Origin of the sequence: Pseudomonas sp. P7759 (assembly GCF_013386445.1) — a bacterium.
In the GTDB taxonomy this organism is placed as follows: Bacteria; Pseudomonadota; Gammaproteobacteria; order Pseudomonadales; family Pseudomonadaceae; genus Aquipseudomonas; species Aquipseudomonas azotoformans_A.
In genome coordinates, this window is record NZ_JACART010000006.1 from 246,651 (window position 1) to 258,415 (window position 11,765).

The 11,765-nt window shown below is 56.6% G+C and carries 13 protein-coding genes; 6 read left to right on the top strand and 7 right to left on the bottom strand.

Annotated elements, in window-relative coordinates; all coding sequences use genetic code 11:
* Positions 1–11 precede the first annotated feature (11 nt).
* The 3 genes from HX823_RS07105 to HX823_RS07115 form a co-directional block, all read right to left on the bottom strand.
* Entirely contained in the window at positions 12–707 is a 696-nt protein-coding gene (locus HX823_RS07105) for an ABC transporter permease (RefSeq protein ID WP_177074506.1), read from the bottom strand.
* Between the two features lie 74 nt (positions 708–781).
* On the bottom strand, positions 782–1,534 hold the full coding sequence (locus HX823_RS07110) for an ABC transporter substrate-binding protein (protein ID WP_177074507.1): 753 nt from the start codon (positions 1,532–1,534) through the stop codon (positions 782–784).
* A gap of 13 nt (positions 1,535–1,547) precedes the next feature.
* Entirely contained in the window at positions 1,548–2,321 is a 774-nt protein-coding gene (locus tag HX823_RS07115) for an ABC transporter ATP-binding protein (RefSeq protein ID WP_016979105.1), read from the bottom strand.
* A gap of 554 nt (positions 2,322–2,875) precedes the next feature.
* Here HX823_RS07115 and gabP point away from each other — a divergent pair.
* Positions 2,876–4,267, top strand: coding sequence for a GABA permease (gabP, locus tag HX823_RS07120; protein WP_033896896.1), 1,392 nt, complete (start codon positions 2,876–2,878; stop codon positions 4,265–4,267).
* Positions 4,268–4,321: 54 nt separating this feature from the next.
* Here gabP and HX823_RS07125 read toward each other — a convergent pair whose 3' ends face one another.
* Together HX823_RS07125 and HX823_RS07130 are read right to left on the bottom strand one after the other, a co-directional pair.
* The gene (locus HX823_RS07125; protein ID WP_177074508.1) at positions 4,322–4,735 is read right to left on the bottom strand and encodes a hypothetical protein; all 414 of its coding nucleotides are present in this window, start codon (positions 4,733–4,735) and stop codon (positions 4,322–4,324) included.
* Between the two features lie 4 nt (positions 4,736–4,739).
* Complete coding sequence (locus tag HX823_RS07130) at positions 4,740–5,726, bottom strand: alpha/beta fold hydrolase (RefSeq protein WP_177074509.1); 987 nt, start codon at positions 5,724–5,726, stop codon at positions 4,740–4,742.
* 183 nt (positions 5,727–5,909) lie between these two features.
* On the opposite strand from HX823_RS07130, the gene HX823_RS07135 reads away from it, so the two are divergent.
* The 5 genes from HX823_RS07135 to HX823_RS07155 all read left to right on the top strand — a co-directional run bounded on the left by HX823_RS07135 (position 5,910) and on the right by HX823_RS07155 (position 10,541).
* Positions 5,910–6,101, top strand: coding sequence for a hypothetical protein (locus HX823_RS07135; RefSeq protein WP_016979109.1), 192 nt, complete (start codon positions 5,910–5,912; stop codon positions 6,099–6,101).
* The gene (locus tag HX823_RS07140) at positions 6,091–6,360 is read left to right on the top strand and encodes a type II toxin-antitoxin system RelE/ParE family toxin (RefSeq protein ID WP_080642320.1); all 270 of its coding nucleotides are present in this window, start codon (positions 6,091–6,093) and stop codon (positions 6,358–6,360) included. The genes HX823_RS07135 and HX823_RS07140 overlap by 11 nt, the downstream gene beginning before the upstream one ends.
* A gap of 78 nt (positions 6,361–6,438) precedes the next feature.
* Positions 6,439–7,404 carry an arsenic resistance protein gene (locus HX823_RS07145; protein WP_177074510.1) on the top strand — a complete coding sequence of 322 codons (966 nt, stop codon included), beginning with the start codon at positions 6,439–6,441 and terminating at the stop codon, positions 7,402–7,404.
* 87 nt (positions 7,405–7,491) lie between these two features.
* Positions 7,492–9,084: a glycosyltransferase family 39 protein gene (locus tag HX823_RS07150; protein WP_177074511.1), complete on the top strand. Its 1,593-nt coding sequence runs from the start codon at positions 7,492–7,494 to the stop codon at positions 9,082–9,084.
* Between the two features lie 1,034 nt (positions 9,085–10,118).
* Positions 10,119–10,541 carry a hypothetical protein gene (locus HX823_RS07155; protein WP_177074512.1) on the top strand — a complete coding sequence of 141 codons (423 nt, stop codon included), beginning with the start codon at positions 10,119–10,121 and terminating at the stop codon, positions 10,539–10,541.
* 97 nt (positions 10,542–10,638) lie between these two features.
* Here HX823_RS07155 and HX823_RS07160 read toward each other — a convergent pair whose 3' ends face one another.
* Together HX823_RS07160 and HX823_RS07165 are read right to left on the bottom strand one after the other, a co-directional pair.
* Positions 10,639–10,863 carry a hypothetical protein gene (locus HX823_RS07160; protein WP_177074513.1) on the bottom strand — a complete coding sequence of 75 codons (225 nt, stop codon included), beginning with the start codon at positions 10,861–10,863 and terminating at the stop codon, positions 10,639–10,641.
* A gap of 146 nt (positions 10,864–11,009) precedes the next feature.
* Positions 11,010–11,693, bottom strand: a complete 684-nt coding sequence (locus HX823_RS07165) for a hypothetical protein (RefSeq protein WP_177074514.1) — start codon at positions 11,691–11,693, stop codon at positions 11,010–11,012.
* Positions 11,694–11,765 lie beyond the last annotated feature (72 nt).

An 11,765-nucleotide genomic window follows, 5' to 3' on the forward strand; every position in this document is an offset into this window, starting at 1 on the left:
GTAGTCGCCGCTCATTGGGTGCTCCTTGCAAAGCCGCGGGCGGCGCGTTTTTCCAGGAAGTGCATGCCGGTCATGGCTAGCACGGTCAGGCCCAGGTACATGAAGGCGGCGACCATGAAGAAGGTGAATGGCTGCTTGGTGACGGTCACGCCGATCTGCGCATGGCGCATGATTTCTTCCAGGCCGATCACCGATACCAGTGCGGTGTCCTTCATCAGGATCATGAACAGATTGCCCAGGCCCGGCAGGGCTATGCGCCACATCTGCGGCATGATCAACCGAGTGAAAATCCTGAATTTCGACAGCCCCAACGCTACACCGGCTTCGCGGTGGCCTTTGGGAATGGCGAGGATTGCGCCACGGAACACTTCCGTCGCGTAGGCGCCAAAGCACAGGCCCAGGGCGATCACCCCGGCGGCAAAGGCGCTGAGGGAAAGGTCGGGGTTACCGAAGAACTCACCCAGGGCACGCATCAGATTGACCGTGCCAAAATAAATCAGCAGTACCCACAGCAATTCGGGAATGCCGCGAACAATGGTCGAATACGCCCCGCCCACCCATTGCAGCGGCTTGTACGGCGAAGTCTTGGCCAAGGCCCCGGCAAGGCCGAGCAGCAGCCCCAGGCACAGGGCCGTGAGCGCCAGTTTGACGGTCATCAGCGCGCCAGCGGCGAGCGCCGGGCCGAATCCGTAGAGATCGAAATTCATGGTGTTTTCATATCGCGGCAGGCATTGCAAAAAGCCGACGCGCTCAAGTGAGCGCGCCGGGCATACCGTTCAGATCATTCGATGCTGAAAGGGAAGTACTTGTCGTTGATCTTCTTGTAGGTGCCGTCTGCCTTGATCTCTGCCAGGGCTTTGTTCAGGCGTTCGCGCAGTGGGTCGCCCTTGCGTACGGCGATACCGATCTTGTCGCTTTCTACAACCGGGTCGCCTTTGAATTCATAGGGCGCACCGTCTTTGCTCTTGAGCCATTCGTACTGCACGTACTTGTCGGCGAGGATGCCATCCAGGCGACCGGAGGTCAGGTCGAGGTAGGCGTTTTCCTGGGTGTCATACAGCTTGGCGGTGGTGTCTGGCAGTTCGTCTTCCAGGTAAGTACCGGCCAGGGTCGCGCGCTGTGCACCGATTGTCTTGCCCTTGAGATAGGCTTTGTCGGTCTTGAAGTCGGCGGTGGCTTTAGGCGCGATGAATTGCAGCTTGTTGGAGTAGTACGGGTCGGTGAAGTCGACGGCCTGCTTGCGCTCGTCGGTGATCGACAGCGAGGACACCAGGAAGTCGAACTTCTTGGCGTTCAGGGCCGGGATGATGCCGTCCCAGTCGGACACATACACTTCGCACTTCTCGACTTTCATCTTGGCGCACAGGGCGTCGCCGATGTCTTTGTCGAAGCCGACGACATTGCCGCTGGCGTCTTTATTGTTGAACGGCGGGTAGGCCGCTTCGATCCCCATTTTCAAGGTTTCTGCCATGGCCGTGGCGCTGAACGCCATCGAGACGGCCGCGGCCAGAAGGAATTTTTTATAGTTCTGCATGCATGTTGCTCCGTTAGCGGTTGCTGGACATGAATTGTTTGCAGCGCGCCGAAAGCGGGTTTTCAAACACCTGCTGTGGCGATCCTTGCTCTTCGACCAGGCCCTGGTGCAGGAACACCACTTCACTGGACACCTGGCGGGCGAAGCCCATTTCATGGGTGACCAGCAGCATGGTGCGGCCTTCTTCGGCCAGCGCGCGGATCACATTAAGTACTTCCTGAACCATTTCCGGGTCAAGCGCCGAAGTGGGCTCATCGAACAGGATCACTTTAGGCTGCATCGCCAGGGTGCGCGCAATGGCCGCCCGTTGTTGCTGGCCGCCGGACAATTGCGCGGGGTAAGCGTGGCGTTTGTCAGCAATGCCGACCTTGGCCAGCAGGGCTTCGGCCGTTTCGATGGCCTCGGCTTTGCTTTGGCCAAGCACGCGACGAGGGGCCTCGATGATGTTGTCGAGGATGCTCATGTGCGGCCACAGGTTAAAGTTTTGAAACACAAAACCGATTTCGCTGCGCAGGCGGTTGATCTGCTTGCCGTCGGCGGCCATCAGCTCGCCGTTTTTCGCGGCCTTGAGCTTCAGTTCTTCGCCAGCCACCAGGATCTGGCCCTGGTGCGGGTTTTCCAGCAGGTTGATGCAGCGCAGGAAGGTGGACTTGCCGGAACCGGAGGAACCCAGGATCGAGATCACATCGCCGTCGCGAGCGGTCAGCGAGATACCTTTAAGTACCTCCAGCTCACCATAGCGTTTATGCAAGTTGCGGATTTCAAGCGCGGGCGTGGCCTCGGCCATGTGGGGTCCTCATTGTGTTCGTTGCGATCCTGCTGTTGGGCCGCCTTCCTGGCGAGGCGCCAAGCTAGCATAGCGTCTTGATGGCAGCCAACAGCATGGCCGGCGGTAAACAGGTGGTGTGCGGCAGGGTGTCGCATCGGCACAGCAGCGTGTCGCGCCATCAACAACCGAACATCCGTTTGAACCCGAAAAACCGCAGGCTTCGCGTAAAAAAGGGCGCGATGGTGCCAGCTTTGGCCGGGTGTTGGAAGGGTTAACCGGGCAAACGGTGCATATCAGCCCTTTTGTAGGGCGTCACGTACTTTTTGTGTGTGTTTATGGTGCGTTTATTCGTCTTGAATGTGAGTCGCACGGTAACGCTATAGCGGAATGCCATTGTTCTCAATGACTTGCGAGTCGTGTTGAAACGTCCTACAGCCCGCGTCAATCGCGGCTCTGTAACATTTTGGCGCAAATCTTGCGTAAAAAATAAAGAACGCCCTGTTGGTTTCTTTTCACGAGAAAGATTCCGGGCCGGGCGGACCGTTTTCGCAATTCCTCGTAAAGGTGTGTCAATGAGTAGTACGCAAAGCTCCAATGACCTCGAACAGGGGCTCAAACCGCGTCACGTCACCATGCTGTCGATTGCCGGCGTTATTGGTGCCGGTTTGTTTGTTGGCTCCGGCCACGCGATTGCTGCTGCCGGCCCGGCCGTACTGCTGGCCTATGCCGCAGCGGGCACGCTGGTGGTATTGGTGATGCGCATGCTGGCCGAAATGGCCGTGGCGTCGCCGGACACCGGTTCGTTCTCCACCTACGCCGACCGGGCGATCGGCCATTGGGCCGGTTTCACCATCGGCTGGTTGTACTGGTGGTTCTGGGTATTGGTGATTCCATTGGAAGCCAACGCGGCAGCGACCATTCTGCATGCCTGGTTCCCGGACGTGGCCATTTGGGCCTTTACGCTGATTATCACTTTGCTGTTGACCGCGACCAACCTGTTTAGCGTGAAGAACTACGGCGAGTTCGAGTTCTGGTTCGCGTTGATCAAGGTTGTGGCCATCGTCGGCTTCGTGATCCTCGGCCTGGCCGCGATCTTCGGCTTCCTGCCGACCAGCCAGGTCAGCGGCGTTTCGCACCTGTTCGACACCCAAGGCTTCATGCCCAACGGCATGGGCGCGGTATTGGCCGCGATCCTGACCACCATGTTCTCCTTCATGGGCACCGAGATCGTCACTATCGCGGCAGCTGAATCGAAGAACCCAGGCCAGCAGATCACCAAGGCCACCAACTCGGTGATCTGGCGCATTGGTTTGTTCTACCTGTTGTCGATCTTCATCGTGGTGTCCCTGGTGCCATGGAACGATCCGACCCTGGCGGCCGTAGGTTCCTACCAGACCGTGCTGGAGCGCATGGGCATCCCGAATGCCAAGCTGATCGTCGACCTGGTGGTACTGGTTGCGGTGACCAGCTGCTTGAACTCGGCGCTGTACACCGCTTCGCGCATGCTGTTCTCCCTGGGCCGTCGCGGTGATGCACCGGCGGTGGCCAAGCGCACCAACAAGAGCGGCACGCCTTACTGGGCGGTGTTGCTGTCGACTGGCGCGGCGTTCCTGGCGGTATTCGCCAACTACGTGGCCCCTGCGGCAGTGTTCGAGTTCCTGCTGGCCAGTTCCGGCGCCATTGCGTTGCTGGTGTACTTGGTGATCGCGGTGTCGCAACTGCGCATGCGCCAGAAGCGCACGGCAGCGGGCGAGAAGATTGTCTTCAAGATGTGGCTGTTCCCAGGCCTGACCTACGCGGTGATGGTGTTCATCGTGGGCACGCTGACCATCATGCTGTTCCAGGAAGCGCACCGGGTCGAGATCATTGCGACCGGCGTGTTGAGCTTGCTGGTGGTGGCGGCGGGGCTGATTGTGGCGAGCCGTCGCAAGGCGCAGAGAGTGGGTGCTGCGGTGCTGAATTGATCTGTTGAAGAAAACAATAAGGGAGCCATTTGGCTCCCTTATTTATGTGTGCAATTAGTCAGCCGAGCTGGTCAGCGCTTGTGAGGCCGCCACGTAATCCGCCTGGAATTCCGGCGACTCGATCCACGCCAGTGCCGCGGCTTCATCATCGGTATCCGTAACCCACTGGCGATATTCAATCAGCGCCGCGAGGATAAAGTCGGTGGCTTCTTCTTCGCCTTCCTGCTCCAGCACCAGTGCCAGCAACGGATGGGCCAGGAATACCGCGCACAGGGCCTGCTGGCTGGTTTCGCCAGCGGTGCGCATCTCTACGAACAGCTCGGTCAGATCCACTGACTCAAGGTCAATGCGGCTGTCATCGCCGGCAAACGCATCCGGTTTGGTCGCGACGGCGCGCTGGGTACGGTTCTGCTTGGCCTTGGCCTTGGCCCGGTGGGCACGTTTTTGCTGCTTGTTTGGCGAGGCCATGGGCTCAGCGTCCTAGGGTTTTGGGTCTGGGTGGGGTATTGAAGCGCAGGTTGGGGAAAATCCCAAGGGTATCTGCAGTCAATTGGCCGTTTTGAAGCCACGCCAGTGCAATCGGCCACAACCGATCCTGATACTCGCTGCGAAAAAATGCGAAATGTCCGACTACCTTTTCGCCTATATCCTCAGGCGCTATCCGTAAATGAGTGCGCTCACTGCCGTCGAAATAACCCAATAACCGTTCGATGGCGGCGACGGTCCCGAACGGATCGTCGGTAATGCTGATAGCCAGTATCTGCGCCTTCACGCGACTGAACGGCAACTCACCCAGGGCTCGTCCGCTGGGGCGGGTTTCATATCTGGGCGTCGGGGTGCTCCAATCCCGCACCACGCCCGCCGGTGTATCTTCCAGCCAGCCCAGGCGCTTACCGGGAAAGTGTCCGCACAGTGCGGTCAGCAGCGGCATCATCACATGCCACTTGGCAAACATCCGCCAGCGCACACTCGCTGCGTAATCGCGCCAGTACGCAAACTGCGCGCCCACGGTCACCATTCGCCGAATGACCGCACCCGACGCCCCGAGCCCTGCCGCGCAGCCACCGAAGCTGTGGCCGACCACATCAATCGGCTGCCCCGGAAACTCCCGTTGCGCGCGTTGCAACATGGCCTCGAAATCCAGCACGCCCCAGTCCGACCATGAAGCCTTGAAGCCGCGCAATGAGCCGCTGCGGGATTCGCCGATGCCACGGTAGTCGTAGGTGATGACGTCAAAGCCGTTGGTGTACAGGTAGTCGGCGAAGCGGGCGTAGTGGCGGCAGCGCACGGAGGTGGCAGCGTTGATGATGACCACGGGGCGTGTGGGATCGGTTCTGATGTGGCGCCAGGCGAAGCCGCCTAGCAGGTGGCCGTCGGCGGCGGGCTCCTTGAAGGATTCGCCGTGGTCGCGCGCAGGTGAGGCCGAGGGCAGTCGCAAAGAGGCGTCGTTCAAATTCATTGGGTTCTCGGCCTTTATAGGTTTCTTATTTTTTTAGTAACAGTTCACCAGTTTGCCAGTAGTTGCACCGCGTCTGGCAGGGTCATTAACCTTCGATACCCGCTGATAAAGCCATACATCCGAGAGGAACGACAGCAAACCATGGACCGATTAGACTGGCAGGCATCCATTAAGGAGGTCTCTATGAGCATCCCACTTTCTCCCATCGTTTCTGAGTTTGAAACTGAAGAGCAGGCTGCCAGCTATGACCGTTGGTTCCGTGCCAAGGTGCAGGCTTCGATTGATGATCCTCGTCCAAATATTCCGCATGATCAGGTTATGGCAGAGATGCGCGCTCTGATTGAATCGAAGCGAAAAGCGCAAGATGCAGGTTGAGTGGCGGCCGGAAGCTCGCGCCGAGCTAAGAGTCATTCTGGAATATATCCTTGAGCGCAATACCGTGGCAGCCAGTAGTTTGAGCGAATCCATCGAGGCAGCGACAACGGCTCTTCCTGATCATCCGTATCTCTACCGTCTGGGCCGAATCCCTGGTACTCGAGAAATTGTCGTGCATCCTAACTATTTGGTGGTGTATCGAATCACGGATTGGATCGAAATAGTGACAGTGTTACATGCCCGCCAGGAGTACCCCTGATACCCTTTTCTTTGTGTCGCTCGACGTTGGATCAGTAGACGCATAACCTTGCGCTCTGCGACCCGATAGAGCTGTCTTATGACCCGCGATACCCTCGAACGCAACCAGATCCCTTTGTACTTCGTAGTCGTGCTGCTGGCGGCCGGTTTCGGTCTGCTCGCTCCGTCATTCGCCCACCACGTCAGCACACTGATCACACCCACCATCGCGGTGCTGATGTACGCAATGTTCCTGCAAATCCCCTTTCTGGACCTACGTCAAAGCCTGAGCAACAAGCGCTTCCTGTCAGCGTTGCTGTTCGCCAACTTCATCCTCATTCCGTTACTGGCGTGGGCATTGACTCAAGGCCTGGCAGGGCTCCCGGCTCTAATGGTAGGAGCGTTGCTGGTATTGCTGACCCCGTGCATCGACTACGTGGTGGTGTTTACCCATATCGGCAAGGGCGATTCGCGGCTGATGCTGGCGGCGACGCCGGTGCTGTTGTTGTTGCAGTTGGCGTTGTTGCCGATCTATCTGAGCGTAATGCTCGGTTCGCAATCTGAGGTGGTGGTGGAGGTGGGGCCGTTTATCGAGGCGTTCTTCCTGCTGATCGTGGTGCCGATGATTCTGGCGGTGTTCACCACTTCCCTGGCACGGCGATCATCGCTCGTCAGTGCTTGGAATGACGCCTGGGCGTGGATGCCGGTGCCAGCGATGGCGCTGGTGCTGTTTGTGGTGATCGGCTCGCAAATCACCTCGGTGGTACGGGATATCAATATGTTGCTGCCGGTGATCCCTGTGTACATCGCTTTCCTGTTGCTGGCGCCGTTGATGGGGGCGCTGGCATCGCGGCTGTTTGCGCTGCCAGCGGTGACGGCCAGGGCGGTGACGTTCAGTGCATCGACGCGCAATTCGCTGGTGGTGTTGCCCTTGGCGCTGGCGCTTCCGGAGGATGTACGCGGGTTGGCGGCGACGGCGGTGATCCTGCAAACCCTGGTCGAACTGCTGGGTGAGTTGATTTACATTCGATTGATCCCGAAATGGGTGTGGCCCGTGGGTCGGTAAACACCGGAATATTCAGGTCTGTTCAGGCGCTATTCAGCAGGGCAGTCGGCACCATAAGTCGGCGCCCCTTACCTGACAGGTCAACCGATGGATCACCGCAACCGTTTTCGCCTGGAGTCCCTGGGCATTTTCCTGTTTGCCCTGCTGTTGTTCACCCTGGGTATCTGGGATCAGCAGCCCCAAGGATTTGACGGACGCTGGGCGCTGTTCCTGCAAGAAATGTTTCGCCATGGCGCGAGCCTTTTCCCGACCACCTATGGTCAGCCCTACGCGGATTACCCCGGCACCGCGACGTTCTTCAGCTATGTGTTTGCCCGGCTGTTTGGCGCCCCCAACCATTTGGCGAATGTGCTGCCCACCGCCCTGGCGTCTGCGGGCGTGGTGGCCGTGGTCTATCGCCTGCTGGTCCCGGCGAATCGCCAGTGGGCGCTGCTCACTGTGTTGTTGACCTTGCTCACGACTCAATTGCTCGAAAAATCCCGCTCGGTCTGCCTGGATCAGATGGTGGCATTGTTGTGTGTGGGAAGTTTTTACCTGCTGCACAGTGGCGGGCGCTGGAGGCGACTTGCGGTGTTTCCGTTGTTCGTCCTGGGCTTTGCGATACGCGGGCCGCTGGGGTTGATCGAAGTCTGTGGCGTGGTGTGCGTGTACTGGGCGTTGGGCAAGCCTGGGGAGCGGGTGAAACAGGTGCTGGTTCACGGCGCTGTTGGCCTGGCGTTGTTGGCAGCCTGTTGGTGGTTGCTGGTGAAGTTGGCGCGTATCAGCGGGGGTGACGCCTTTGCCGACGAGGTGTTCAAGATGCAGGTGGGCGGCCGCCTCGATGAAACCGGCGAGCCGTTCTATTTCTACTTCCAACTGAGCCTGTACCGCTACTTCCCGGTGGTGCCGTTGGCGCTGGCCACCATGATTGCGCTGCGTCATCGCTGGTCCGAGCGGCTCGAAGGCGATATGCAACTGGTGGTGCGACTCGCCGCTTGCGGCTTGATGATCTTGCTCGGGCTGTCGGTGCCGCACTTCAAGCGCGCCTATTACATCTTGCCCATGGTGCCGATGTTTGCGGCTGTCGCGGCCTATGGGCTGCTTCAGGCGCCGAGTTGGCTCTCGGGCGTGCGCCGATGCTACGAAGGGCTGGTCGTGGCGCTGCCGGCGTTGTGCGTGGTTGTAGTCTTTGTCTGTCGGCATGGGTGGCAAAAGCATGGTTACTGGCCCGACGTTTCGCTGCCGCTGTTGATGGGTGTGCTGGTGGTGCTGCAAGTGGCAGCGCTGATTGCCTGGCGGCGAGCGGGGCGGTTGGTGTGGCTCAGCCTGATCGCATTGCTGGCGCAATGGTTGTTATTGGTGACGGTGGTGGAGCCGTCCAAGGATATGCAGTTCGATACCCGCAAGTTTGTCGGTCAGGTTGAAGCGCTGCGTGCCGAGACGCCTGGGCCGCTGGTGTTTATCAATCTGGGGAGAGACACCTGGGCGGTGCGCTACATGATGAATCTTGACCATGATGAGCAACCGATCTTTATCGGAGGCAGCGAGATCGGGCGACTGGGAACTTTGCCTCGGCCAGCCTGGGTGATTGTGTCGCGCAAGGAAACCGCGTTGCTCCAAGGAACGGATCTGGAATCGCTGGTACCAAGGTTTGAAGGGCGTCTGAACGACAATCCGCTGATGGTGTTCTTGTTGAAGTAATAGAGGCTGTTCGTTTCGGGGTGGCGTAGGTCGCCCCAAGACAACACAATAAATCCCAGGCAACAAAAAACCCGCACTAGGCGGGTTTCTTGATTGCTTTCACGTGATGTTGACACCACCTGAAAGCTGAAGGTGGTGCCAGAGACGGAATCGAATAGTTTGCTAAAGGCCTTGATTTTAGATGGTTTGTCTTGAGTCGGTACGTAGATCTACTCACAAATCTACTCTCTTTTTGAAATGCGACGCCATTCTGATTCCGATAACGGTATCTCAAATGGTGCTGACTCCTGCTCACGGTTGATAGACGAGTGGTACGGCCTTTGAGGAAACCTGTAGACGTACAAAGGTGTAGCGATCACTGTTCATTCCCACACTTTTGAGGTGAAATCCTTGGAGCCCCTTGGCATTTCCCGCAAATCGATTTTTTTTGCCTTTTCGCCCTACCAACCGTGACTTCGCATTGAGTTTTGTCAGTTATTTTATTTGGGGCTTCCCGCTTGACGGTGTATCAGTTGCGCGGTTAGAGGGGCGTCACGGTAAGCGCAGCAGACTGCTCGCGACAATTTGTATTGACAGCGTCTCTCTGGAAGCAATAATCATTGGCGCAGATAGAAGTCTAAGTTTAGTAATAGCGGTTAAGTATGAGCGATGAAAGGGGAGATTTGACTTTAAGCTTGGAAGTTTAGGTGGCGTGTGATTATGGTTTTATGCGGTTGAGTGTTTTTTAGTCTTTTAACATATTTGAAAAAGGTAAAGGAAGTTCTAATGATATGTTATGTGGTGTGTTTCGAGGTAGATCGTGCTGAGCATAGAACAAAGCTTATAGAAAAGATGAAAGGCTATCGCTCTTATTGTCCTATAAACTCAAATTGCTGGGCTGTTGTAACGCCTCAAACGGCGGTGCAAGTCAGAGATAATTTGATGTCCGAAATTTCTCCCACAGATAAAATATTCGTTATCAAATCAGGGGTCGAAGCTGCTTGGCGAAATGTTTACGGTGACGAAAACTCCAAATGGCTAAAGGATAAGCTGTGATGCCGCCAAAGGATGAAAGCTATCTCGGGGAAAAACTTGTTGTTCGGCGCGGGCGCGTGGACTCGGTAGATTTGTTTGAGGTGAAGGAGCATGAGTTAGAGATGTTAGAGCAAGGTTCTCCTGCTAGCCTTCAGCTGAATTTCTCAATTTTTCTTCTATCCATAGCGTTTTCTGCAATTCTAACCTTGAGCACTGCTATTGTTGAGTCGCAGATCCTGCAAACAGTTTATGTGGTTATTTCCGTTGTTGGGATACTGCTCGGGGTTTATCTTTTAATTAGCTGGTGGAGAACGAGAACCAGTATTAAAAAAATCATTGCTACTATAAAAAATAGAATTCCCCCTGAGGCAATACGTACAGAAATTGAGGTATCAGCCACGGTTGAGGTTTCACGGTCTGATAATCAAGCTCCTGCGGGTTAATTTTTAGGTGAGGAGTGCCAGCGTATTCTCGGCAGCATGCAGTGCAGTTAATCGCGCCTGAACTCCATCCAGACCTCATCCAAAGTTATTGGGTTCGTTACGGCGGGCCCAGGCTTCCTGCGACTATCAACTCAGCAATCCCCTCGCGAATGAACACCGGGTTCTCATCAAGCGTTTCCAGCGCGCCGCGCACGTTGTCGGCAATGTCCGCCGATCCGCGCTGCTCGACCCAATTGGAAAGCTCCTCCACTGCGGCGCCCAGGGCGAGCTGGTTTTGATTGAGGCGGTCGAACAGGCTTCCTATCAGTTTGATATCCGTCATTGTGGCTCTCCGTGTTTCGAGGAAGCCTAGCACTTTAAAAAACTCTGAGCTTCTCGGGTGTCCACTCGGCCATGATTGACCCTTGAGGTGATCAGGGCGGTTTTATGCCTGAGTGGAAAGCAAGAGTCTTGATAGATGGGCGGGGCTCACGTGGGTGCAAGGGCGGGCACCAGTCTCAACAGATCTAGTCGGCCCATCAGCCTTGGGTAATCTTCATACCATTGACAGTAGTTCTGGAAGTCTCCATCCATGGGAGCTGTCAAAACCTTCTGGTGATAAACCAGCCCGGTTAGCATCGGTATATGGTGAATCACTGGGGTATTCGGCTTGCCGGTGTAATAGATGGCGTCTTGAAAAGACAGTAACTCCGATGGATTCAAGCTTTTACGATGCTGCGACGCGAGCACCGTTGCATCGATGACACAGCCGTTCTCCAGCGTTATCCAGGCGTGAGCATCAATTGGCCGTCCCACGGGGCGGCCATCCATAAAGTCAAGTTGATACCCCATCGAGACATCGCTCAGCAGCTTATCTGGCGCCACGCCCGCATATAGACCATCAATCAGTGCAACGTCTCCAACTGTCACGGTGTGCCTGATGCCGAGATGGAACAAAACATAGGAAAGTTCACGCGCAACTCGGAAGCACTTGCCCGGCAGGACGTCGGTGTGAGGTAAAAACTCTGCGAAATCCTTGGCAATAGCTGCCACAACCGCGACCTGGTTTATCGTCATGCTCGTATCGAGCTCAAGCGGGTAGTTTGACATTCGACCGGTTAAATCATCGGTTCGCGCCATCGCCAATTTAAAAGACTCTGTGTAATTCTGCATCGAGCAATAATCCTACGCTGCCTGAAAAAATCTCGACCTGCGAACGCGTTAGGTAGCGCCTAGAGGCTGCTC